The organism is Paenibacillus sp. plas6, assembly GCF_057221655.1.
Map to the genome: position 1 here is coordinate 793,527 of NZ_CM170151.1, position 22,952 is coordinate 816,478.

Here is a 22,952-nt window from a genome sequence, read left to right on the forward strand (position 1 = left end):
ACCGCTTTCCCTATGCTAGTAATTAGTATAGTTAGCAGCCATTGCTCCGCCATGACTATATGGGGCTATATTCGAACAAAAAATGTGGATGATCTTTGACAATTTTTCTTAATAACAGTCAATCACCGTACATTGATACATTAAATGACAAATAAAAAGGAAGCCTGCTTCATAGCAGACTTCCTAAGTATTAACTTCATTGAATCCTATCATTCACGATCTTTAGGCAATAAAAAAGAGAGAAACCCTAATAAAGGCAGCAAGCTAGTCAATATCATAACAAACTCCATTGAAGTTATATCGGCTAAGCTGCCAAGTGCCACTGCACCAACAGCACCCATACCGAAGGCAAAACCAGTAATCAGTCCTGATGCTGTTCCTACTTTGTTAGGCATAATCTCCTGCGCATACACAACACTTACTGAAAATCCTGATTGCAGAATTAAACCTAGTAATGATACGACAGGATAGACCCAGAACAAAGATAAATGAGGCAAAATTAACGCTAACGGAATTGAGCCTACTAAGGAAATAATCATCATTGCCTTTCTGCCAATACGATCAGCAAACATTCCGCCAAAAAAAGTCCCTATTACTCCAAACACCATAAAGAGATAGAGTGGAATTTGGGCTTGTTGTACAGTTAATCCATATTCATTTTGTACATAAAATTGATAATAATTACTAATCGCTGCTCCGTACCAAGAACGCGTAAAAACAATCGTTAGGAGAATGCCCATCCCCATGTAAACAACCTTCTTAGGTATATTGCTACTGCTAGTATTCGCAAGCGTTTTTTTCTTAACAGGTACTCCCTGTAAGGCTAGCTGCTTACTATACCAAGGTACAACATAGAGCAGGATACCAATCGCGGTAGCTGCTAGCAGGGTTCCCCATACTGCGCCACGCTGACCTAGCGGAACAAAAATAAAAATTGTCATTAAAGGTGCAAGAGAGGAGCCGAAGTTCCCTCCTACCTGATAAATTGACTGTGCCAAGCCGCGCTTATTACCTGCTGCGAAATAAACGACGCGTGAGCCTTCAGGATGAAAAACAGCTGATCCTAATCCGATTCCGATTACACAAAGCAAAACTAACCAAAAGTTCGGAGCAAATGCTAACCCAGCAATCCCTGCCATACTGCATGCCATGCCGACTATTAATAACCAAGGCATCGGTCTGCGATCTGACCAGGAGCCAACCACTGGCTGCATCACAGATGAGGTCATATTTAAAGTAAATGCGATCCAGCCAATTTGCCCATAGCTCAAACCAAGTGAAGATTTAAAAATTGGGAATAGTGCAGAAACAACAACTTGCATCGTATCATTTAGCATATGTACAGCACTAACGGCAAATAAAATGGAGTAAACCGTCAAGCTTGTAACTGCACTACTCGCTGCCAACTTAGGAGCTGCAGCGGCACTAAGTTTACTGTTCATTGTTTCCTCTCCAATTGTTTTAGTTCTAAAATAATTTAACACTAGTGATCTTATCACATAAGCAGAATACCGTAAAATCATTTTTTAGTCTTTTCAATTTTATATAGCTGTGGTATAATGTAAACGCTAACATTTCAGTTGTTCATATATCTTAAGGGGGGGTATTCGAATGATGAATGTTGCACTAAATGAGCGCACAATGTATAACGACTTTGACCTGGAGAAGGAAATTCTCTATTTTAATGTTGGTTCGGAAGGATTGGTATGCCTTCATACCCACAATTGTAATCGGAAGGTGCGCCTGACTTCGGCAGAGCTTAAAGCTCTCCTCAAAAGAAAAGGATATTATCCGATTAGCTCTACGTGCTACATCAATTTATCTCGTATTAAAGCAATTATTGCAGGCATGATTTATTTCGATACCCAACAGAAAGAGCCAAAAATGCTTGCAGTTAGCAAGCGTACAGAACAAAAGCTAAAGCAACTGCTCGCGCTATAAAATTCCATAAGAACTCATTGACCGCTAATTTTTTGATAAGATTAGCGGTTGTTTGTTTTTACTAATGCTGATATGCTAAATGTGGGTTAAGTTTTTGCTAACATGATTTATGAAAACGTTATTAGGAGGATTATAGATGTCTATCCAAGGAAAAGCATATGAAGGACAATTTCATGATGAAGCTGCAGTGTGGCTGGAATGGGGAAACTATAAGGCTGCTGTTGTTCCAGCAGTAGGAGCTAACTTAATTGCTTTTCGCGATCTCGAAAGAAAACTAACAATTTTAAGAGAACCGACTGCTGACAAAATGGATCATTTCCGTGAAAACCCAGGTATTTACGGTATTCCTGTTCTATTCCCGCCAAACCGCTATGAGGATGGTAAATTCAGCTTTAATGGTGTAGAATATCAATTCCCAGTTAATGAAGAGGCAACTGGCAACCATTTGCATGGCTTTTTCCATACTGCAAAATGGAATGTTGATGAATATAATGTAACGGCTTCAGAAAGCTATGCGATTTTCAGCATTACAGTTACACCAGAACATGAAATTTATAAGTACTTACCGCATCATTTTACAATTAGACTGCGCTACTCTTTAAGTGACAACGGCTTATTGCAACATGTGTCTGTACATAATCAAGGCGAAACAACGATGCCTTGCTTAATTGCTTTCCATACTGCAATTAATGCACCTTTCTCAAAAGAAAGCAGCGCAGACGATTACACATTTACATTAACCATTAATGAACGTTGGGAGCTTAACGAGCGTATGCTGCCAACTGGCAAGTACCAGCCACTAACAGAAGAAGAAGCTAAAATGAAAACAACTGGCTTGAATCCTTATTGGAGTTCAATGGACAATCATTACACAAGCGGTACAAAAAATGGCCGCAATATGATGGAGCTAACTGATCATCGTCTTGGTCTTAAATTAATTTATGATGTAGGTACACAGTACAAGCAATGGATGATCTGGAATAATGGTGCGACTCCTGAGTTTTTCTGCCCTGAACCGCAATTAAATCTTGTAAATGCGCCAAATAGTAAGCTGCCAGCCGAGCAAATCGGTCTTGTTGCATTAGAGCCAGGTCATATTTGGGAAGAAACTAGCCGCTTATATATTGTAAAAGCATAGATCTTATTTATTATCAAAAAAAGAGCAACCCTTGCCCCCTATTAATCTAAACCAGGCAAAGGCTGCTCTTTTCGCATTTGTTAAAGAATCCCGCTTCATTTCTAAATTGAATGATATTATTGATCGTAAAACGCCGAGAAGTTTCTTGCAGTTCCGACGCAATATCGCTTAATCCTTGAATATTCCCCTTCACTTCATTTAGAATTTGCTGCTGTTCCTCCGTCGTTGCCACAACCTGCTTCGCTCGTGCTGCGTGGGCATCAGAAAGCAATGCTCCTTGCTTTCCTCACTCATTACAATGTCTTAATTTTTCTTCTAGTTCCCTCGCAACCTTCATTTGCGATTCGATTTCTCATTCATAAATTAGGTAGGTTGCAGGATTAGGATCAAAATGACGTAGATTCGCGATAAATGATCTCGCTCTTCACCAGTAACTTCATTGTAGGCTCCTCTGGATGTGCAAGTCGCTCTATCAGTCGTTCTACTGCTTTTTTGCCAAGCATTTCTTTTGGAACATGGACTGTCGTTAATGCTATTCCTTTCATATAAGAGTCTTCAATATTATCAAAGCCTGTAATCGATATTTGCTCAGGAATTGCAATACCTCGCGAGCTTACTACTTCACTAACAACTAAAGCAATTGCATCATTTCCGCATACAATCGCTTTAGGCAGCTTTCGTAAACCTTGCAGCCACTTGTCGATTTGCTCTGCTATTTGTGCATGATCGAGTCCTTGCAAAGTAAGCAAGCTTTGCTGTAGCCACTCCAGATTACTGCCAGTTTGGCTTTTATCCATTTTGTCGACGCCTGCCCCTTGATTTTGGCGTAGGCTAAACTCCTCTAACGCTGCCCGATACCCTAAAAAACGATCATAAAAGCTGCGAGAAAAATGAATATCTCCAACAAAAGCAATATCCGTTTTGCCGCTGCTTAACAATTGTTTAGTTAAGCGATAGGTAGCTTCATAATTATCAGCAAATATGCTATCCAATGAAATTAGCTCGTCCTCATGATCGACTAGCACCATCGGAATGCCTAAGCGATGCAGCTCTAACACATAAGTTGAACTAATTTCACCAACACCAATAATGCCTAATATGCCGTCAGGATTAATAAACTTAGTTAAGGAATCCGTGCTTTGCTCCGACACGATAACCATGCCTAATCCTCTTTGCTCTAATTCATTGGAAATTCCATCGATAATTCTTCCCCAGTAGAGCGACTCCTTCGTTTGGAAACGAACATTGGGCATTAAGACGAAAACCGTTTGTTGATTGCTCCCTTGTTGCAGTGACTGCTTACCGAGTGTAACGATTGTATTTTGGCTGAATGAGCTTGATGGGCGTTGATTATAATATCCCAGCTGCGCCGCTGCTTCGATAACACGTTCCTTCGTCGCCTCGCTAACGCCGCCTTTTCCTGATAAAGCCTTAGATACAACATATTTAGAAACTCCTAAGTAGTTAGCGATTTGTTGCATCGTCACCTTTTTTGCCATACGAAAAACCTCCTAAATCGCAGGCATAACATTTCCGCCATTTACGGGAATATATGCTCCTGTAATAAAACTTGATAAGTCCGAAGCTAGGAAAGCTACAACATTTGCAATTTCTTGATCAGTGCCTCTACGTTTTAATGGCACATTCGCACTATAAGCTTCGTTAAGCTCTGTGCCAGCTTCCCGATCACGGTCGCTAATCGTCCAACCAGGTGCAACCTGATTAACGGTGATGCCAAACTCGCCAACCTCTTTAGCAAGCACACGATAAATTCCATCCATACCGCGCTTACCTGCAACATAGGCAGCTTGTGTTGGGAAGTTTTGCATCGCACATTCCGTATTAATACCAATAAATCTTCCTTCACCCCGTTCTTTCATTTGCGGGATAAACGCTTTCGCTAAATATACGCTTTGCATGACACAGGAATCAAATTGACCTTGAAAATCCTCTGGCGCCTGCTCAAGCAAGGAAGTCCATTCATATTGGATAACAGCATTAGCAACAACAATATGCACTTCTCCTAGTTCATTTTGAATTTGCTGCTGCATTTGCATAATTTGCTCCTGCTTCGTTATATCCGCTTGGGCAATCATTGCTTTTACCCCAAGCTGCTCGATTTCCTGCTGCAGCTGCAAAGCTTTAGCACGGTTGCCATGATAATGGATAACGATATTAGCTCCACATTGAGCAAGAGTCTTAGCCATTACTCTGCCTAAATAACCAGTAGCACCTGTTATTAACGCTGTTTTTCCTGTTAAAGATATTTTCATATGTATTAGTAACTCCTTATCATTAGATTCGTTAGCTTTTATGCTACCATAATCCCTAACTAAACACACTATGTTAATAAAAAAGCTATTCAATTTAGGAGATTAAACTCCTTAAACCAAATAGCAAGATAATCATAAATAAATGCAATTTACCCTAGATTAAGTAAAAAAATAACGACAGTTACTGTAAAAATACTTAACAATGTTGATACAAAAACAGCTTGTGAAGCAAATTCCTTCTCGTTATCAAATTCTACAGCGAGCAACACACTGCTCAATGAGGTCGGTACTGCCGAAGAAACAATTAATGCAGCAGCAATAAGTCCATCAATACCTAATAAACTGACAACAGCCCATGCTAACAATGGTCCAGCTACAAGTCTTAATGCACCGGAAATGCCAACATCTATCGCAAGCTCCTGTGAAACCTTCCACTTCATTTGTCCTAATTGTACCCCTAACGTAAGCAGCGCTGTACCGATAAATGCATCGGATACATAATTAATTGGAGTTTGGATCGGATCTGGAATTGGAATTTCAAAAATACGAAACAGAAAAGCAAGCGGAATGGCATAAATAACTGGCATGCCAATAATTGTTTTCCATACTTCCTTCAAACTTAATTTATGAGCATTTACGCTGTATACACCATAGGTATTAGGAATAAGCGACTGCACCATCATAATTAATATTTGAACGCCTAACGTCACTTTATTTCCTGCAAAAGCTAGCTGATTTAACGGTATACCGTAATTGGCACTATTATAGAATAATACGCTGTTGCGCATTGCACTTCGCATTGATGGTGAATAACCGCGCAAGCGAACAACGATCTCAACAACACCATATTGAATAACCATAAACAGACAAAAAAACAACATTACTTTACCGATAAGGTCAGCAGCAATCGCCGTTTCATAAAGCAATGAAAAAATCATTACGGGTGAAAATAAATAAAAATTAAGCTTGGAGAGCGTCTTAATATCGAGATGAAATATTTTTTCCAAAACAATACCGATGACAATCATAATGGTCATCGGCATAACGTTATTTAGCAGGATATGCAAAAAGATGCTCATTTTAATGGCAATCCTACTTTACTTCATATGGGATAACAAGCTCTTCCAGTGATTTACGTGGTGTAGGCTTGTTCATAGGATGGAATGAAGGATCTAGCTGCTCCAAACTGCCTGGTTTACCTAATGCGATTACAATTTGCGGAACAAGCTGCGCTGGAATATTCAGCTTTTGACGAGCCGCTTCAACTTCAAAGCCACCCATTGCACGCGTATTTAATCCGAGCAAATGAGCTTGTAAAGCTATCGATTGCCATGCTGCACCTGCATCAAAGGCGTGCTTGCGGTTTTCATTGCCATCTGGCGTTAGTGTATCGGATGCTAATAAAATTAATGCTGATGCATTTTTACACCATTGTACGTTCCGAGGCAAAATAAAGGATAAGAAAAGCTCTTTTTCCTGCTCAGTTTGCGCAATATAGAAGCGCCAAGGTTGAAAATTATTTGCCGATGGGGCATATTGTGCAGCTTCTAATACAGTGTATAGCTCCTCTTTTGATAGCTCATATGGAGAAAATGCGCGTGTTGACCAACGGTTAATAAATATCGGATCTGCACCATGCTGCGGTTGACGTATATCAAGTACATCCTTATTGTATTGCTTTGATTCACAACCAGTTACATTTGAACTCATAGTTTCCTCCTCCTATTCAATCAAATTGCTTATTTATTTTACTTCTAAAGTATTCATCAACTATATTACACATTACTTCTTACTTAAACAAGTGGATTAGAAGCACCCCAATAAAAGCAAACCCCATCCCTGTTAACTCCAGTTTAGTAAATGGAATTTTAGCAATAAAACGAGTATATAACAGAATAACAACCACATTCATTGCGATAATTGCAGAGACAAGACCAGTAATCCCTAACCCAAAGGCATACATATTTAGAATCATACCGATTGCATTGCTGGTCCCTACTAATAAACCAACTCCCCAAGTGTGCAGCTTGCTATACTTGCTTGGGGCTTGTTTACTTTTACGATTATCAATAAGCGAAAGCAAGGCAAAGCACAAAGCGCCTGTAATAAACATATTTGTTAAAGTTGGAAACTTGCTAGCCCCTTCCATCGTTGACCATTTTGTCGACAGATCGTTAGCAGCAAAAAATAGCATCGTTAATAGTCCCCACTGCGCGCCTTGCAAATTTTTAAGAGACAAATCATTCGAATACCGAATAATTAAAATGCCGCAAACTAATACAATAAACGCAATAAACTGCATCGTATGAAGTTTTTCATTCCATAGAAAATAAGCAACAATAACAACGACGACTGGCGGCAAAGCAGTAAGAATCGCAATTAGTGATGGTTTACCGACGGCAAAACCTTGATACATACAAGCACTTGCTGCGAATGAGAATAGCCCCATTTGAATACCAATTAATGATGCAGTATTCCACTGTTCACCTGTAATAAATGTTGCTGCTAAATTAATGATTGCACCTGAAGCAAATACACCACATAGCATGAGATTACGATTAAAGCCAAGCGTACTTGTCCAGTGATACAAACTGCCTCGAATGCCAAAAGCAATTGCAGCAAACAATGCAAAAAGTAACCACATTATTTAGTTCATCTCCTAGTCCTTAGCAAAGCTGAATGCACATTGCTTCTATTCTAGCTTCAACTCTATAATCTTTCAATGAAAGATTGTAATTCATAGGATAGACCTTTACAATCAAACTATATTGTTGATAGAAGATACGGGAGGACTCAGCATGTTTACATTAGCAGAAAAGCAATATTTATTAAAGCTGCTTAAAGAAAAAAAACGTTGGGGCTGGTTTAGAAAAATAAAATCAGATCCAATGGATAACATTCTTATCGAAAAGCTTGAGCAAATGATTCGCAATGAGCAAGTAAATCATAAGCATCTATAAGTTGTTTTCTAAGGTAATATATGGAGGATTTATGAACGGCAAAACACATTTAGCAATAGGAGCAATTATCGGTGCTGCATATAGCTTCATTCATGCTCCTGGCAGTGGGCTTGATACGATGACATGCTTTGTTGTTGTCGGCGGATTTTCAGCTTTAGCTGCTGATTTAGACGGTCCAAGCATGCTAACACGCAAGTTGTCTAAGCTCAGCCGTACTTTACGGACAAGCAGCATTATTTTAGGACTATCAGCTTTACTAATTTTAGGATTTTTCTATTTCACAAATGAACATTTTCGCCCAGGCTGGCTCTGGCAGAGTGTAGGCGGAGCAACCATGCTTACGTTGCTTGGCTTGCTTGTCTCGCGCGGCTTTTGGCGCAATGCGATGGTCAGTCTAGCAGGATTTGGACTGGGCGTTTACGGATATATGGAAGGTTGGTACTGGCTAATTGGTCTAGGTATCTTTGTAGTAATTGCACCTTGGTTAAGCCATCGCGGCTTAACGCATACGTTATGGGTGGTGCCAATTTGGGGCTGGATCGGCTTTGGTCTTGAAGCTCAGCTAGCTATCGACGGACTAGGGATTCTCGCAATGCTAACGTATCTGTCACACATAGTTGCAGATATGTTTACGCCCGCAGGGGTTAAGTTTTTATTTCCACTTTGGAAGAAAAAATTTAGGTTGAAGTTATAAGGCTACGGAACAATTCCTCCTTTTTGTCGCGGTTTAAAGCCTGTTGCTTTTATTTTTGTTATGGTTGCAACAGGCTTTAAAAGCGACACACTTCGTTAACAGGAGGTATTGCTCCTCCGCTGGTAGTTTTGTTTGTTAGGCTCTATAGCTTGTAATCAAAAAAGCTTTGTTTTGTGACAGCAACAAAGCTTTTTTGATTTTTATGTTAGATTACTCGCTGATCGACTCCTTCCGCTGCATTTGTTCTATCTTCATATCACCATACAACATATGAGGTGATGTAGAACAAGAATATACGAGCTTATTGGTAAAGTCGATTAAAGATAAGCGACAGCCGTGTTTTGCTCCTGTGTCAATGCCAATTTTTTTGTTGCCATACCATAGTTTTCCGTTGCAAATTCCAAGCTTAAAGGTGGGGGTATGTCCGAATACAATCGTATAGGGCAATCCTGTGTCTGCGTGCCAAAACTTCTCACGAATTTCAGTTAAGTCTTTTAGCGATTGAAGCTCTAACGGAACTTTAGGTCTTACCCCAGCATGAACGAATAAGTAATTACCCTCAATTTGATATAAAGGTAACTGTGCAACCCACTGGATAAGAGGCTGCAAATGTCTATCAATTGAATCCATCTTAGCAAATCTTAAGTCGACATTGCCAGGTAAAGCAACTGCACCTTGATCAACTAATTCCTTGATTGTAATAAGCGTCTCCCAAGTCTCTAGGTCGTCATTCATATAATCACCTAGCATAATGAGGCGATCTCTTCCTTCCCGATACTGGGCAAACTTAAGCAAAGTCAATAATCCTTGCGCATGACCATGAATATCAGAGATTGCGAGTAGTCTTGGAGAAGAAGCGTTATCCTTCACGTATATATAACACCCTTTTAAATTCTAATTTCCATCATCAACAAAAATAAATGCTTTATCTGAATCCAACCTCACTGTAATCCATTGCCCCGTTGAAATACAATACTCTGTAATAAGATACAGCTTTTGCTGATCCATTGTTTCAACAACAGATCTCCATTTCTTCCCTTCAAATGTGCAATAATTCACTTTTAAGGTAAATAGATTTTGCTTAAACTTCCCTTGATTTAACTCGCTGTTAATCGTATCGTTCTCCGTAACCTCCACTACATAAATAAGCTCCTCAGGGCGAAACATTACCAGCAATGGTGAATTATCCATAAGCTTCTCCACGCCAGGAGCCTCGATTCCATAAATCAGTTGACCGCTTGGCAACTTTATAGCTATTCCTTGCGTTGTGCGCTTTAGTACACCCTTTAATGAATTTATTGCGCCGAGCAATGCAGCCGCATGTCGACTGGCAGGTCGTTGATAACATTCCTGCGGCGTTCCTATCTGATCGATATTCCCTTTACGCATAATAAGCAGTCGATCGGCCATCGAAAATGCTTCCTCAGGATCATGAGTTACATGAAAAACACTCATCCCTAATTTTCGAAATAAGTACGCCATCTCTGTTCGCATTTCAATACGCAACCGCATATCCAGATTAGAAAGCGGCTCATCAAGTAAAATAAGCTTTGGTTGAGTTGCCAGTGCTCGAGCAATCGCTACCCGTTGTTGCTGACCGCCTGACAACTGCGGTGGCAGACGATGCTCTAAGCCATCTAGCTGCATTAACTTTAATAGCTCATTTACACGTTCCTGCTTTACTTGAAGCTTTAATTTATTTAAACCGTAAGCAATATTGTTATATACATTTAAATGCGGCCATAGCGCATAGTCTTGAAACACCATATTAATGCCGCGTTTTTCCGGAGGAAGTGAAATGTTAATTGAAGCGATCGTTTTACCGCTTAAACGTATTTCTCCTTCATCAACGTTGGTTAAACCTGCGATTAGTTGCAATAATGTTGATTTTCCACAGCCTGAGGGTCCTAATACACTTATAATTTCTCCCGCTTTCATCTTAAAAGAAAGCCCTGTTAAAGCTTGATAAGAGCCATAGCTTTTTTTTACATTTTGAACTTCTAACACTATATTGTTCTCCGCTACATCGTTCACTATAATTGCTCCTTCCTACGCAGCAATAGCTCTAGCAGTAAAATGATTAAAACAACTATTCCACCGCCAATAATGGTTGCTGCTGATGCATAACCAAATTGCATATCTTCAAACGTTTTATTTACGATTACGGGAAAAGTCATATAATTAGGCGGAAAAAGAACTGAATTCACAGCTAAATCAAATACACTTGCTCCAAATGCAGCTAAGCCCGCTGCAATTAAAGCACCACGAATTAAAGGGAACAATACGACTCGCAATCGTCTTTGCATGGAATCTCCCTGTAATTGAGCGGCATATAATAGAGATTGTGGCACTTTCGCCATAGCTCCCGTCATCAGTCTTGTTACAACAGGAATCACTCCAGCAATTGCAGCTAAAATAAGAATGATTGGCTTTCCGTATAACAATAAGCCAATCGGCTCCAGCCAACGTTGATTCCAAACAAAGATGTAACCAATCCCTAGTACAACTCCTGGAACAGCAAGTGTAATGATCGATAGAGCTTCAATTGCTCGTTTAAATTTAAATTGGGAGTACATCAACAAAAATGCCGTCAGCAAACCAATTATAAGTCCAAAGATTGCAGCTGTTGCAGCAATTGCCAACGATCGTCCAAGCCCGATTAATAGTTCACTTCCTTCATTCAACAATGCAATGTAATTGGCAAAGGTAAAATTGTCTGCGTTTAGTCCGCCGCCCTGTGTTTGCATGAATGACATTAGCACACTTGAACCTATCGGTATTCCTATTACAATCGCTAGAAAAAATAGGTTTACAGTTGCCAGCAGCCATCCTAGCTTACCAGCAGGTCTTGGTACTGCTGGAATAGCATTTCCTGATAAAAAATCAAATCGTGAACGTCGCATTGCGATAAACTGTAGTGTCATTGCAATGCCGATTAAAATCACTAAATAAAAAGACAACACTCCTGCCATATCAAAACGGATCGGTGAAGTATATAAAGCAGAAAAAATAGAATACGGCAAGGTTGGGTAACGATATATTGCCGCTATCGACGATGGCAAACCAAAATCTCCGATCGTATCCATAAATACTAATGCCGCTCCTGCTAAAAATGCAGGCAGAATCAGAGGAGCATTAATGGTTCGCCATACTCTGAAAGATGTGGCTCCACACAATCTAGCTGCATGAGAAAGCTGCTCTACCTTCCATTCCATTGCTGAGCGTACGCTTAAGTAAGCTAGCGGAAATTTGCTAAGCGACATAATGACAATTAAACCTATCGGTTGAAACACTGCATTAGGCACCCATTTCCAGCCAAGTAAATGCACAGCTATCCCCTTACTTGCAGAAAACATAATCCAGCCTTGTGCAAGAATAAAGGATGGAATGATAAATAGCAGCCAAACTGCTGCGTCAAGAAGCCTTGCGGTCGGAAACTGCCAGCTTGAACGAAATATTGCCAACACTCCTCCGATAAAAGTTGCAAGCAAAGTTGCGCCACATGCAAGCACAATTGAATTTTCCAGTGATTTTTGCCATAATGGGCGTTTAAATATCTCCAGCAATAAGCCGATGTTCCCAAATTTTAATTGACCAAAAAATACACCCGGCAACACAACTTGAATAATAACAGCTAATAATGGAAAAAGAACGAGGATGAAAAGTACTAGGCTTACCAGCCAGCCAAGCTTATTATTTTTCAACTTCATTATCATTGGACTGCTTTATCAGCAAACCATTGCTTAATTTCTGCTTCATGCTTTGCTGCCCATTCTGCGTCCGCGACAATAAGCTTCGCATTCGATTGTCGATCAGGTCGTGCACTAACGCCAATAGCTGCTGGATCAAAATATGCCTCATCCCCATTATCTATTAAATCTTGCTGTGTCTTAGGATCTAATAAAAATTCAACAAAGGCTTTAGCTGCATTCATATGCTTAGAGTTTTTCTGAATTGCTGCTACACGCACCGATGCAGGTGCTCCTTCCTCTGGCCAAATAATGCCGATCGGTTCACCTTTATTAATCATTCCGTATGCATTTGATTCCTGCAAAGCAGCAATAGATATTTCACCGCTGGACAGCGCTTGAACAACTTGCGGATTTTTCGGATACACGCGCAAACCATTGTTAAACCAAGCATCAAAAAATTCTTTTCCTTGATCTATGCCTCCCTCACGCTGAAACAAAGCTGCCACGAATGGAAACGCAGGTGCAGCAATGGCGGGATCTGCAGTTGCAATTTTGTCTTGATATTGATTCTGTGCAAATTCTGCCCAAGTTTTTGGAGCTGTTTCCTCTGTATATTCATTTTTGTTATATACAATTACTCCTGATGCATGTGCTCCCGTCGGATAATAACTATAGTTGCTTGGTATGTATTTTTTAAAATCTTCTGCTATTTGCGACAAATTGTTCGGCTGCCATCCTTCTAGCAATTGACCATCAAGACTAAGTCCATGAATTGATGGCATCATATCTGCCCAAACAACGTCCCAATGCGGATTTCCTCTTTCCGCCTCAATACGTGACATAATCTCTGCACCGTTACCTGTAACTAATTCAACATCATATCCAGTAGCTTCTTTAAACATATCTGCAATAATATCATCAAAATCATTTAAATAAACAACAAGTGTCCCTTCCTCATCGTTCTTCTGATCAGCAGTTAGTGTATGTATATCAGTTGCATTTTTAGGTGCAGACAAAGCAACTTCCATCCCAACTCGAGTATTACTGTTGTCACTGTTGTTGCCGCATGCTGCCATTAAAGACGTTGTTAACGATAAAATAAGTAATGTTAAGGCTGGCTTAGTTTGCCGCTTTCTTCTATTCATTGTTATTTCCCTCCACAAAGGTTAATTGATTCACCTTTAAATTATCAAAGGAAAATTAGCGTAATGTTATCAAAATATCATGCCAATATTAAATTAATATGGTTTAAAAATGCCGATGAATCGATCAACCGATAAAGAATTTCTCCTTACCATCTCATAACTCTCCACTTTTTCTTACTTGTAATAAAGACGGTCAAACAGCTCTTCTATTTTGTCAACATAAACAAACTCCCCTCATAGCAGTCAGGAAATTGACATCTCCTTGCTGCTATGAGGGGAGTTTGTTAGGGGTGCAGTTCTTTAAATTCTTTCGGCGTCAATCCTGTTTCTTTCTTAAATAATTTTTGAAAATAAACAGGATCGGTATAGCCTACTGACATCGCAATTTCATAGTTTTTCATATGAGGATAATCGATTAAAAATTGTTTAGCTTTTTCAATTCGAATTCTTATTAAGAAGTCTGTAATCGTTTGACCTGTCATTTGTTTAAATAAACGGCTGACATAATGCGCACTCATTCCTACTTGCTGAGAAATTTGCTCCAAATCAAACGGACGATCATATTGCTCATTCAATGTAGCTATTATCGTATCAATTGCATAATGACCGCTGCTGCTCTCGGACATTTCCTTTTCTTTGATCAGCTCTAAACTCTCGCTGACTTCCTGCTCCTTTTGCAGCGCTTTTGCTCGTACCCGCTGCAATACTTCTGCAAGCTGCTGCTTATCAATCGGCTTTAGCAAGTAATCGCTTGCGCCAAAGCGTAACGCCTTGCGCGCGTACTCAAATTCACTAAAACCGCTAAAAATAATTTTGGCAAAGGAACGTCCCTTTAATAGCTCAATCAATGTTAAGCCATCCATACGCGGCATTTTAATATCTGTAATAATTAAATCAAGCTCATCATCATTTAGCTTATTAATATGATAGAGCGCGTCCTGCCCATTGCTGTAAGAGCCGATCACTTCGATTTCCATGTTCATTTTACTTAAAATTTTCTCTAGTCCAGCGCGAATCATAGCTTCATCGTCTACAATAATGACCCTCATGCTTACAGCCTCCTTGCTTGTCTACTGCTACTTCACTGCTCCACTCGTTACTCCAGCAAAAATATAACGCTGTAAAAATAAATACATGATCGCCGTAGGTATCATAATAATTAGAATTGCAGCCGAAACTAACTGCCAATCACCACTATTATTTCCAAAAAACCGCATTAGCGACGTTGACACAACGACATGTTGAGCTCGCGGTAAATATAAATAAGGAACAAAGAAATCATTGTAAATACTAATTGTTTTTAAAATGATAATTGTAAATGTCGCTGGCGTCAGTAATGGGAAAATTATTGAGCGAAAAATGCGAACAAGCGAAGCGCCCTCCAGCATCGCACTTTCATCAAGTTCATACGGGATATTTTTAATAAATTGCAAATAAATATAAATTTGAATAATATCTGCTCCGATATATAGCAGCACTGGTCCCATTAAATTATTTGTCAAACCCAGCGACATAATCGTTTTATAGTTGACAACTTGCGTTGTAATTTGCGGGATTATCGTAGCAAACATAAATAAACCGACTAATAAGTTTTGCAGTTTAAATTGAAAGCGAGTAATTGCATAACAAAACGCAGAGCCTAGTAAAACATTAAATAAAAGAGATACTAGAATTATCGTTATTGTATTACTAAATGCAAGCGGAATACTAGCTTGTTTAAATGCTTTCGCAAAATTTTCAAAGTAAAACCAATTATCAGGCAGCGAAATTGCTGACGAGGAAAAAAACTTTTCTTTCGTTTTAAAAGCATTCACGACGATAATATACGGCGGAAACAGAATAGCTAAACTAGCAAAGCACAAAATGACGTATGATAAGCCTCGTTTAATATTGTTTGCAAGCTTCACGCTAATCATCTCCTCTAGATAGAATATAACGCTGGATCGATAACACGATGACGACAAATAAGAGCAGAACAACACTCATCGCGGAAGCAAGCCCGTAATTATTAAATTGAAATGCTGTTTCGATTATTTTCATAACAAAAGTTTCACTTGCACCTGCTGGTCCGCCTTTCGTTAATACAAACGGCAGATCAAATACTTCAAGTGCCCCTGTAACGGTAAGGAACAAATTCAGCTCAATAATTTTATAAATATTAGGCAATGTGATCCGAGTAAACTGTTGCCAAGAGTTTGCTCCATCAATTGAAGCTGCTTCATATAAATCACCAGGTATTGATTGTAAAGCCCCTAAATAAATAACCATATTAAAGCCCATAAAACGCCAAAATCCAACCGAAGCTAGCGTATAGTTCACGTAATCTTTATTGCCAAGCCAACTTGTCTGTGAAAGCTGATCAAAACCAAATGTAGCGAGCAAATGATTCAATGATCCATTAGTTGTGTCATACACGTAACCAAATAAATACGCTACGGCTACTCCATTTAAGATATAGGGTAGAAACAGCAATAAACGGAAGAAGTTTCTTCCTCTTAGCTTTGTATTTAAGAGAACTGCAAAAAATAAGGCGACGATATTTTGCACAATGCCTACAGCAAAATAAGCAAAGTTATGTTTGAATACACCGAACAATTCTGGATTAGTGAACACCTCTTTATAGTTTGTAAGGCCAATCCACTCCTTATTGGCACTAACTCCGTTCCACTTCATAAAGCTTAAACGAATTAATTCTAATGCAGGATAATAGGCAAACGTCAACAATAGCAGCAATGGAATTGCTATAAAACCTACGAGAACAATCTTTTTCTGGGTACGAAAGGATAGCCTACTTAACATCGAACATCACTGCCTTCCATGAGAGTAAATGAGCTTGCGAATGGCGAACAAGGAATAGCCGCCATTCGCAAGCACGATTATTTCACGCCTAATTCACTTCTAGCTCTAGCCCAATTGTTGTTAACTTTCTCTAGCACCGCTGCTGGATTATCTGATAGTACGAATTCTTGTACAGTTGCAGCTTGATCAAGTCTAGCTTGATTTTGAATATCTGTTGCAATATCCGATGGCTGTGCTGGCTCAAAGTAATTCACATTATAACTATTAAACTCTGCGAGCTGTGCTAGCTTAGGCTCTTTATTTTTTAATGTTGGAATAAAGCCAGCAAAATCATCATAGCCGGATTCCTCGATCATCCATTGAATAAATGCCTTTGCTGCAGCTACATTTCCATTTTTATTAACTGCATAAAACCAATCTGGATTTAATGGAGCTTTAGCTTGACCGCTATTATCTGCTGGGAATGGGAAGAAACCAATATTATCTGGATCAGCGCCATTTTCGATAACTTGATTAATTACCCAGTTTCCTAGCAGATACATACCGAATGTACCGTTCGCTACATCCTTTTTCGATTGCTCCCAATTTGTTGAGTTAATATCTGCTTCTAAATAGCCTTTTTGATATAACTCACGCAAAATGCTCCATGATTTACCGTACTCATTATCCATTGTGTAAGGGGTATCTGTTTCTGCACGTTTATTTTGATGATCGCTAGCTTCCGCAACTAATGTCGGCACATCGTACACCCATACATCAAGCGGCCACTTATCCTTAAAGTTTGAAGCAAGCGGTACGATTCCAGCCTGCTTTAACTTTTCACAAGCTGCTAAAAACTCATCATACGTTTTTGGAATTTCTGTAATTCCCGCTTTCGCAAACGCTTCTTTGTTATAAACAATGCCGACTGTAGAGCCGCCTGAAGAAATACCGTAAATTTGACCTTCATATGCTCTTAAATCTTTAAAGTAGATATCATCTGAAAATTCAATGTCGTTCAATGGTGCAAAATATTCAGGAAACTCCGAGTTAGACAGCGTAGGCAAAAACACAACATCAGGAAAATCTCCCGAACTCATGCGTACTTTTAGCGTTGCATCATAATCTTGGATAGCTTCAAACTCTAGGTTAACGTTAGGATACAATTCTTCAAAACGTTGCTTGTAATCATTGTATACATTGCCGATCATATCTGTACGATTTGTAAGAAAAACAAGATCGCCTTTAATTTCAGTTTGCTGGCTCTCCTCTTCTTGCTGGTTTCCTTCTGTTTGTTGACCTTCATTTGTCGGTTTGTTACTTGTCGACTGACTACTGCAAGCAATAGCAGTGATTGTTAGCATAGAAGATAACAACAATAACAACATTTTCTTTTTCATCATTCAATCCCCCTAAATAATTTGTAATCGCTGTCAAATCAATCTTACCGGAATGCATATGGGCATTAAATGGTTTAAAATGCTATTTATTGTTCTGTATTGACTTTTTTCTGTTACTGAGTTGTCAGCATTCATATTTGTTAAATTTCGAACCCTCTTGCAAAAAAAGCTTATATGTTGTTTACTTGTTATATAAAAGTCAGCAATTAAAAACTAACAAAACTAACAAAATGGAGGTAGCAATATGAGTGACAGCTTTACCTATATAGCTGGGATGACTTGGGGCTGGACTGGAGTGCGCGGCACTTGGCTTGGCGATAAAGCTAAGCAATCTATGAAGTTAATGACAGAACGTCTTGCAGTAAATTGGACGGCAATTACTTTTGCCGCTTTGCAGGCTCACCCACAAGCAACAGTAATCGCTTATCAAGAAGAACCTACAGTTACAGATGAAGAAGTGATTCATGCGATTCAAGAGGCTAAACGTCTTGGTCTTAAAGTAGTTTTAAAACCAGTAGTCAATTGCGCTGATGGCACTTGGCGCGCACATATTAACTTTTTCGATATTGATGTTCCATGTGAGCCGAAATGGAGCGATTGGTTTAAAAGCTATACAGAATTCATCGTTCACTATGCTAAAATCGCGCAAAAGCTTGGGGTTGAAATGCTGTGCATCGGCTGTGAAATGGTTCAAACCGACCGTCGTGAACAACAATGGCGAGCATTAATTTCAGAAGTTAGAAAGCACTATTCTGGACTCATTACGTACAATTGCGATAAATATCAGGAAAATCAAGTTAACTGGTGGGACGCTGTCGACATCATTTCTTCCAGCGGCTATTACCCAATCGATCAATGGGAAAGCCAGCTTGATCGCATCGAGCAAGTCGTTAAGCAGCATGGAAAGCCGTTCTTCTTTATGGAAGCTGGATGTCCAAGTCGTGAAGGTTCTCCTTATTTGCCAAACGATTGGGGGCTAAAGGGAGCACCTAGTGAACAGAGTCAAAAAGCATATTATGAAGCGATGTTTGCTGCCTGTAACAAACGTGACTGGGTTCGCGGCTTTATGCTTTGGGATTGGCCCGCACATTTATATGATGAGCAGTTAGCTTCCGCAAATGACGATTATTGCGTATATGGCAAAGCCGCTGAGCAAATCATTCATGAGCAATACTCTCGTTTAGTAAAGGAGGAAGTAAGATGAGTGAGTTATTTCAGCCTTCCGTTTCAACGTTGCCAGTTGATCAATGGCTCGCTGAACTCGATACCGAATTGAAAGATAATATATTAGGTTTTTGGATGAAATTCGCAGTTGATGAGGAGCAAGGCGGATTTATCGGTGAAATGTCGCGAGACTTAACTGTTATTCCGCAAGCAGCTAAAAGCCTTGTCCTTAATACGCGCATTCTATGGACTTTTTCTGCGGCATATCGGTTGCTGGGAAATCAACAGTATTTATCAATGGCAAATCGCGCCTTTGCTTATTTAGCTGAGCAGTTTTTTGACAAGAAATATGGCGGATATTATTGGATGCTCAATGCTGACGGCTCACCGCTTGAGCGCAAAAAACAAATTTATGGTCAATCATTTGCAATTTATGCTTTTGCCGAATACTATCGCGCCACTGGCAATCAACAAGCATTACAATTTGCAATTGATACGTTTTTGCTAATTGAGCAATATGGTCATGATCCGGAATATGGCGGATATATTGAAGCCTTATCTGAGGATTGGAAAGAAACAAAAGACTTAAGCCTAAGCGGTAAAGATTTGAATGAAAAAAAATCAATGAATACCCATTTGCATGTAACGGAAGCTTATACCAATCTCTACCGTGTCTGGAAATCTACGCATCTTGAACAACAGCTTGCTGAGCTCATTAATATTACAATCGAGCAGATTATCGATCAGCAAAGTGGGCATTTTAAGCTGTTTTTTAATGAGCAGTGGGAAAGTCAATCGAATCATATTTCCTACGGTCATGACATTGAAGGCAGCTGGTTATTAGTCGAGGCTGCTGAAGTGCTCGGCAACCCACAAGTACTAGCTAAGGCAAAAAGCATTGCCCTGAAAATGGCAGATGCAGTGCTTGTAAAAGGTTATGATGAGGATGGCGGCTTATTTAATGAAGCTGAAAACTCTGTCATTATTGATGATCATAAGGACTGGTGGCCGCAAGCTGAAGCAGTTGTCGGCTTTTACAACGCTTATCAATTAACTGGCAACCAGCAATATCGCCAAGCTGCTGAACGTTCATGGCGTTTCATTCAGCGCTATATTGTAGATAAACAATACGGCGAATGGTATTGGAGTGTACTGCGCAACGGAACACCAAGCGATCGCTTAGAAAAAATTAGCGCTTGGAAATGTCCATACCACAATAGCCGAGCGTGCTTTGAAATGATCGAACGTTTAACTTATAACGAAAAGAGAGGTAAATAATAATGAGTATTTTTGAGGAACGCAAAGCATACTTAACCGAGCAATATGAGCAATTAATTACTCGTCCTAATATCCCGCTACAAGGGGGAAATGGCATTTATACACGTTATCAATATCCAATTTTAACGGCCGCACATGCTCCTCTACATTGGCAATATGATTTCAATCCAGAAACCAATCCATATTTTATGGAGCGCTTAGGAATTAACTGTGTTTTTAATCCAGGCGCAATTTATCTAAATGGAAAGTACTATTTAGTGGCACGCGTTGAAGGCAACGACCGCAAATCATTCTTTGCAGTTGCGGAAAGCGATAACGGTATTGATAACTTCCGTTTCTGGGATAAACCTGTAGTCTTGCCTGAAACAGATGACCCTGATATTAATGTGTACGATATGCGTCTAGTTCAGCATGAGGATGGTTGGATTTATGGTCTATTCTGTACCGAGCGCAAAGATCCAAATGCAGCACCAGGCGATCTATCCAGTGCCATTGCGCAATGCGGCATAGCACGTACGAAAGATTTAAAAACTTGGGAGCGTCTTGCTGATTTAAAAACCCGCTCTAACCAACAGCGTAATGTCGTGCTGCATCCTGAATTTGTAGACGGCAAATACGCATTTTACACGCGTCCGCAAGACGGCTTTATTGATACTGGCTCTGGAGGCGGTATTGGTTGGGGCTTATCTCAATCGATCGAGGAAGCCTATATTGATGAAGAAGTCATTATCGATGAACGACACTACCATACCATTAAAGAAGTTAAAAATGGTCAAGGTCCTGCCCCAATAAAAACGGACAAAGGCTGGCTTCATATCGCCCATGGTGTACGCAATACAGCTGCAGGCTTGCGTTATGTTCTTTACGCATTTGTAACAAGTCTTGAAGATCCAACGAAAGTAATCTATACACCAGGTGGTCATTTAATCGCTCCGCAAGGAGAAGAGCGTGTTGGTGATGTATCTAACGTCGTATTCTGTAATGGCGCAGTAGTTAATGAGCAAGGTCAAGTATTTATCTATTACGCTTCTTCTGATACACGTTGCCATGTAGCTACATCCACTATCGATCAGCTGCTAGACTATGCAATGAATACTCCTGCTGATCCGCTTCGCTCTTATGCATGCGTTCAACAGCGTCTAGCATTAATTGAAAGTAATCTTGCAATCATTTAAGTTTTTCCTGTTTATTGAAATCTCCGACTAACAATGAACGGCTCTTCGATTACTGTTGCTAGTAATTGAAGAGCCGTTCCACTTAAACAGCTAAACTTCATCAGATGTGAATAGACCGTATATATCACTCTTAAAGCTTAACTGCAGATCAAAGCTTCGCTGCATCTGCCTATATTAGATTGCCTTTTTGCGCCATGATAAATTTGTCCACAAACGAAGCACCATCTCAACCGGACCATATGAAAAATAACGTAAGTATAACTTACTTAAAAATAATTGACAAACATAAATAACGATTCCGATAAGGAGCCCATAAGTAACTCCTAATTTTCCAAATAAGCCGAATCCATATCCATAAAAGATAAACGTAGAAATAACGCTTTGTAATAAATAATTAGATAAAGATAGCTTGCCAACCGCTGCAAAAGCGTTTTTTAATTTAGAACAATATGCGGATTGATAAAATAATGCAAATGCACCGATATAACCAATCGAAAGCAACGGTCCGCCTACCGTTAAAAGTATACTTGAAAAATTAGATTCCACTAAAGCTAGTGACTTTAATATTAATCCAATAAATACGAAAACTGCTAGCTTTTTATATAAACTTTTCTCTTGCATAGGAGAATAAAATAGATTTAATTTTGCACATGCCATCCCTACCAAAAACATCGGTAAGCTCAGTATTGGCGCAAAAAGAACTAATGAAATAACGATCCCCATTCCGCCAAATTTTAACGGTAGGTCACTATTTTGTCTATAATCAACGATTTCACTATAAGTACCAGTACTTAATATCGTAGCTTCTTTTGCTAAATATGCATCAAGTTTATTGGAATCAAACATTTCAACTTCCGGTCCATATGAAAAGATAGCCAATAAAATAAAGATTATTGCTGCCCAAATAAATAATGTTTTCGGTTTGCGATAGATGAAAAATAGCAGGAGAAGCATTATAATGCCATAAAACTGCAAAATATCTCCATCCCAAAGAAATCTAGCATGACAGAAACCAATTGCAATAAGACCGAGCGCACGGCGAATTAGCACCCAGCGCGTTTTTTCTTGACGCCTTTTGATCGATTCTACAAGCTTTATTAAGGAATAACCGAATAAAAATGTAAAAATTGGCATAAATGAAGATTCAACAAAAATTTTCGTAAAATAATAACTGATTGAATCTATAAGCGATAGCTCCTCTAAATAGTCCTTTCCGATTAAACCATATTGAAAAATTAATAAATTGGCTAGCAATATTCCAAGTAAACTAAATCCTCGTAAACTATCTATTAGCTCAATTCTTTTTTTCATTAT

The 22,952-nt window shown here is 39.3% G+C and carries 23 protein-coding genes; 7 read left to right on the top strand and 16 right to left on the bottom strand.

What is annotated here, in order from left to right:
* Positions 1-209: 209 nt before the first annotated feature.
* Positions 210-1,442, bottom strand: coding sequence for an MFS transporter (locus tag AC2TDL_RS03690; protein WP_484698860.1), 1,233 nt, complete (start codon positions 1,440-1,442; stop codon positions 210-212).
* A 169-nt stretch (positions 1,443-1,611) separates the two neighbouring features.
* On the opposite strand from AC2TDL_RS03690, the gene AC2TDL_RS03695 reads away from it, so the two are divergent.
* The gene (locus AC2TDL_RS03695) at positions 1,612-1,941 is read left to right on the top strand and encodes a LytTR family transcriptional regulator DNA-binding domain-containing protein (RefSeq protein WP_484698861.1); all 330 of its coding nucleotides are present in this window, start codon (positions 1,612-1,614) and stop codon (positions 1,939-1,941) included.
* A 136-nt stretch (positions 1,942-2,077) separates the two neighbouring features.
* The gene (locus tag AC2TDL_RS03700; RefSeq protein WP_484698862.1) at positions 2,078-3,079 is read left to right on the top strand and encodes an aldose epimerase family protein; all 1,002 of its coding nucleotides are present in this window, start codon (positions 2,078-2,080) and stop codon (positions 3,077-3,079) included.
* A gap of 46 nt (positions 3,080-3,125) precedes the next feature.
* On the opposite strand, the gene AC2TDL_RS03705 is transcribed toward AC2TDL_RS03700, so the two are convergent.
* The 6 genes from AC2TDL_RS03705 to AC2TDL_RS03730 all read right to left on the bottom strand — a co-directional run bounded on the left by AC2TDL_RS03705 (position 3,126) and on the right by AC2TDL_RS03730 (position 7,996).
* Entirely contained in the window at positions 3,126-3,350 is a 225-nt protein-coding gene (locus AC2TDL_RS03705; protein WP_484698863.1) for a hypothetical protein, read from the bottom strand.
* A 115-nt stretch (positions 3,351-3,465) separates the two neighbouring features.
* The gene (locus AC2TDL_RS03710) at positions 3,466-4,578 is read right to left on the bottom strand and encodes a LacI family DNA-binding transcriptional regulator (RefSeq protein WP_484698864.1); all 1,113 of its coding nucleotides are present in this window, start codon (positions 4,576-4,578) and stop codon (positions 3,466-3,468) included.
* 12 nt (positions 4,579-4,590) lie between these two features.
* A complete protein-coding gene (locus AC2TDL_RS03715; protein WP_484698865.1) occupies positions 4,591-5,352 on the bottom strand; it encodes an SDR family NAD(P)-dependent oxidoreductase in 762 nt (253 codons plus the stop codon).
* A gap of 149 nt (positions 5,353-5,501) precedes the next feature.
* Positions 5,502-6,431 (bottom strand): AEC family transporter, encoded by a 930-nt coding sequence (locus tag AC2TDL_RS03720; protein ID WP_484698866.1) that lies wholly within the window; start codon positions 6,429-6,431, stop codon positions 5,502-5,504.
* A 13-nt stretch (positions 6,432-6,444) separates the two neighbouring features.
* A complete protein-coding gene (locus AC2TDL_RS03725; protein ID WP_484698867.1) occupies positions 6,445-7,062 on the bottom strand; it encodes a nitroreductase family protein in 618 nt (205 codons plus the stop codon).
* 79 nt (positions 7,063-7,141) lie between these two features.
* Positions 7,142-7,996 carry an EamA family transporter gene (locus tag AC2TDL_RS03730; protein WP_484698868.1) on the bottom strand — a complete coding sequence of 285 codons (855 nt, stop codon included), beginning with the start codon at positions 7,994-7,996 and terminating at the stop codon, positions 7,142-7,144.
* Between the two features lie 154 nt (positions 7,997-8,150).
* On the opposite strand from AC2TDL_RS03730, the gene AC2TDL_RS03735 reads away from it, so the two are divergent.
* The gene (locus AC2TDL_RS03735) at positions 8,151-8,312 is read left to right on the top strand and encodes a hypothetical protein (RefSeq protein ID WP_484698869.1); all 162 of its coding nucleotides are present in this window, start codon (positions 8,151-8,153) and stop codon (positions 8,310-8,312) included.
* 31 nt (positions 8,313-8,343) lie between these two features.
* The gene (locus AC2TDL_RS03740; protein ID WP_484698870.1) at positions 8,344-9,006 is read left to right on the top strand and encodes a metal-dependent hydrolase; all 663 of its coding nucleotides are present in this window, start codon (positions 8,344-8,346) and stop codon (positions 9,004-9,006) included.
* Between the two features lie 210 nt (positions 9,007-9,216).
* On the opposite strand, the gene AC2TDL_RS03745 is transcribed toward AC2TDL_RS03740, so the two are convergent.
* The 8 genes from AC2TDL_RS03745 to AC2TDL_RS03780 all read right to left on the bottom strand — a co-directional run bounded on the left by AC2TDL_RS03745 (position 9,217) and on the right by AC2TDL_RS03780 (position 18,024).
* Positions 9,217-9,876 (bottom strand): metallophosphoesterase, encoded by a 660-nt coding sequence (locus tag AC2TDL_RS03745; RefSeq protein WP_484698871.1) that lies wholly within the window; start codon positions 9,874-9,876, stop codon positions 9,217-9,219.
* A 24-nt stretch (positions 9,877-9,900) separates the two neighbouring features.
* Positions 9,901-11,040: an ABC transporter ATP-binding protein gene (locus AC2TDL_RS03750; RefSeq protein WP_484698872.1), complete on the bottom strand. Its 1,140-nt coding sequence runs from the start codon at positions 11,038-11,040 to the stop codon at positions 9,901-9,903.
* On the bottom strand, positions 11,040-12,716 hold the full coding sequence (locus tag AC2TDL_RS03755; RefSeq protein WP_484698873.1) for an ABC transporter permease: 1,677 nt from the start codon (positions 12,714-12,716) through the stop codon (positions 11,040-11,042). The genes AC2TDL_RS03750 and AC2TDL_RS03755 overlap by 1 nt, the downstream gene beginning before the upstream one ends.
* A 2-nt stretch (positions 12,717-12,718) precedes the next feature.
* Complete coding sequence (locus AC2TDL_RS03760) at positions 12,719-13,843, bottom strand: extracellular solute-binding protein (protein WP_484698874.1); 1,125 nt, start codon at positions 13,841-13,843, stop codon at positions 12,719-12,721.
* A gap of 284 nt (positions 13,844-14,127) precedes the next feature.
* A complete protein-coding gene (locus tag AC2TDL_RS03765) occupies positions 14,128-14,892 on the bottom strand; it encodes a response regulator transcription factor (RefSeq protein ID WP_484698875.1) in 765 nt (254 codons plus the stop codon).
* Positions 14,893-14,919: 27 nt separating this feature from the next.
* The gene (locus tag AC2TDL_RS03770; RefSeq protein ID WP_484698876.1) at positions 14,920-15,759 is read right to left on the bottom strand and encodes a carbohydrate ABC transporter permease; all 840 of its coding nucleotides are present in this window, start codon (positions 15,757-15,759) and stop codon (positions 14,920-14,922) included.
* Positions 15,752-16,642 carry a carbohydrate ABC transporter permease gene (locus tag AC2TDL_RS03775; protein ID WP_484698877.1) on the bottom strand — a complete coding sequence of 297 codons (891 nt, stop codon included), beginning with the start codon at positions 16,640-16,642 and terminating at the stop codon, positions 15,752-15,754. Before AC2TDL_RS03775 ends, AC2TDL_RS03770 begins: the two co-directional genes overlap by 8 nt.
* 77 nt (positions 16,643-16,719) lie before the next feature.
* Positions 16,720-18,024, bottom strand: a complete 1,305-nt coding sequence (locus AC2TDL_RS03780; protein ID WP_484698878.1) for an ABC transporter substrate-binding protein — start codon at positions 18,022-18,024, stop codon at positions 16,720-16,722.
* Positions 18,025-18,265: 241 nt separating this feature from the next.
* On the opposite strand from AC2TDL_RS03780, the gene AC2TDL_RS03785 reads away from it, so the two are divergent.
* The 3 genes from AC2TDL_RS03785 to AC2TDL_RS03795 are packed head-to-tail and all read left to right on the top strand — an operon-like array spanning position 18,266 to position 21,638.
* Positions 18,266-19,225, top strand: a complete 960-nt coding sequence (locus tag AC2TDL_RS03785; protein WP_484698879.1) for a glycoside hydrolase family 113 — start codon at positions 18,266-18,268, stop codon at positions 19,223-19,225.
* The gene (locus AC2TDL_RS03790) at positions 19,222-20,463 is read left to right on the top strand and encodes an AGE family epimerase/isomerase (protein WP_484698880.1); all 1,242 of its coding nucleotides are present in this window, start codon (positions 19,222-19,224) and stop codon (positions 20,461-20,463) included. The genes AC2TDL_RS03785 and AC2TDL_RS03790 overlap by 4 nt, the downstream gene beginning before the upstream one ends.
* A gap of 2 nt (positions 20,464-20,465) precedes the next feature.
* Positions 20,466-21,638 carry a glycoside hydrolase family 130 protein gene (locus AC2TDL_RS03795; RefSeq protein ID WP_484698881.1) on the top strand — a complete coding sequence of 391 codons (1,173 nt, stop codon included), beginning with the start codon at positions 20,466-20,468 and terminating at the stop codon, positions 21,636-21,638.
* Positions 21,639-21,812: 174 nt separating this feature from the next.
* Here AC2TDL_RS03795 and AC2TDL_RS03800 read toward each other — a convergent pair whose 3' ends face one another.
* A complete protein-coding gene (locus AC2TDL_RS03800; RefSeq protein ID WP_484698882.1) occupies positions 21,813-22,949 on the bottom strand; it encodes a DUF418 domain-containing protein in 1,137 nt (378 codons plus the stop codon).
* Positions 22,950-22,952: the final 3 nt, after the last annotated feature.

Bases quoted from the DNA above. Each gene is read 5' to 3' on its own strand.
- AC2TDL_RS03710 (WP_484698864.1), bottom strand. From the start codon at position 4,578: ATGGCAAAAAAGGTGACGATGCAACAAATCGCTAACTACTTAGGAGTT.
- AC2TDL_RS03700 (WP_484698862.1), top strand. From the start codon at position 2,078: ATGTCTATCCAAGGAAAAGCATATGAAGGACAATTTCATGATGAAGCT.
- AC2TDL_RS03765 (WP_484698875.1), bottom strand. From the start codon at position 14,892: ATGAGGGTCATTATTGTAGACGATGAAGCTATGATTCGCGCTGGACTA.
- AC2TDL_RS03780 (WP_484698878.1), bottom strand. From the start codon at position 18,024: ATGATGAAAAAGAAAATGTTGTTATTGTTGTTATCTTCTATGCTAACA.
- AC2TDL_RS03785 (WP_484698879.1), top strand. From the start codon at position 18,266: ATGAGTGACAGCTTTACCTATATAGCTGGGATGACTTGGGGCTGGACT.
- AC2TDL_RS03715 (WP_484698865.1), bottom strand. From the start codon at position 5,352: ATGAAAATATCTTTAACAGGAAAAACAGCGTTAATAACAGGTGCTACT.
- AC2TDL_RS03735 (WP_484698869.1), top strand. From the start codon at position 8,151: ATGTTTACATTAGCAGAAAAGCAATATTTATTAAAGCTGCTTAAAGAA.
- AC2TDL_RS03740 (WP_484698870.1), top strand. From the start codon at position 8,344: ATGAACGGCAAAACACATTTAGCAATAGGAGCAATTATCGGTGCTGCA.
- AC2TDL_RS03775 (WP_484698877.1), bottom strand. From the start codon at position 16,642: ATGTTAAGTAGGCTATCCTTTCGTACCCAGAAAAAGATTGTTCTCGTA.
- AC2TDL_RS03720 (WP_484698866.1), bottom strand. From the start codon at position 6,431: ATGAGCATCTTTTTGCATATCCTGCTAAATAACGTTATGCCGATGACC.
- AC2TDL_RS03690 (WP_484698860.1), bottom strand. From the start codon at position 1,442: ATGAACAGTAAACTTAGTGCCGCTGCAGCTCCTAAGTTGGCAGCGAGT.
- AC2TDL_RS03800 (WP_484698882.1), bottom strand. From the start codon at position 22,949: ATGAAAAAAAGAATTGAGCTAATAGATAGTTTACGAGGATTTAGTTTA.
- AC2TDL_RS03795 (WP_484698881.1), top strand. From the start codon at position 20,466: ATGAGTATTTTTGAGGAACGCAAAGCATACTTAACCGAGCAATATGAG.
- AC2TDL_RS03760 (WP_484698874.1), bottom strand. From the start codon at position 13,843: ATGAATAGAAGAAAGCGGCAAACTAAGCCAGCCTTAACATTACTTATT.
- AC2TDL_RS03725 (WP_484698867.1), bottom strand. From the start codon at position 7,062: ATGAGTTCAAATGTAACTGGTTGTGAATCAAAGCAATACAATAAGGAT.
- AC2TDL_RS03695 (WP_484698861.1), top strand. From the start codon at position 1,612: ATGATGAATGTTGCACTAAATGAGCGCACAATGTATAACGACTTTGAC.
- AC2TDL_RS03770 (WP_484698876.1), bottom strand. From the start codon at position 15,759: ATGATTAGCGTGAAGCTTGCAAACAATATTAAACGAGGCTTATCATAC.
- AC2TDL_RS03755 (WP_484698873.1), bottom strand. From the start codon at position 12,716: ATGAAGTTGAAAAATAATAAGCTTGGCTGGCTGGTAAGCCTAGTACTT.
- AC2TDL_RS03730 (WP_484698868.1), bottom strand. From the start codon at position 7,996: ATGTGGTTACTTTTTGCATTGTTTGCTGCAATTGCTTTTGGCATTCGA.
- AC2TDL_RS03790 (WP_484698880.1), top strand. From the start codon at position 19,222: ATGAGTGAGTTATTTCAGCCTTCCGTTTCAACGTTGCCAGTTGATCAA.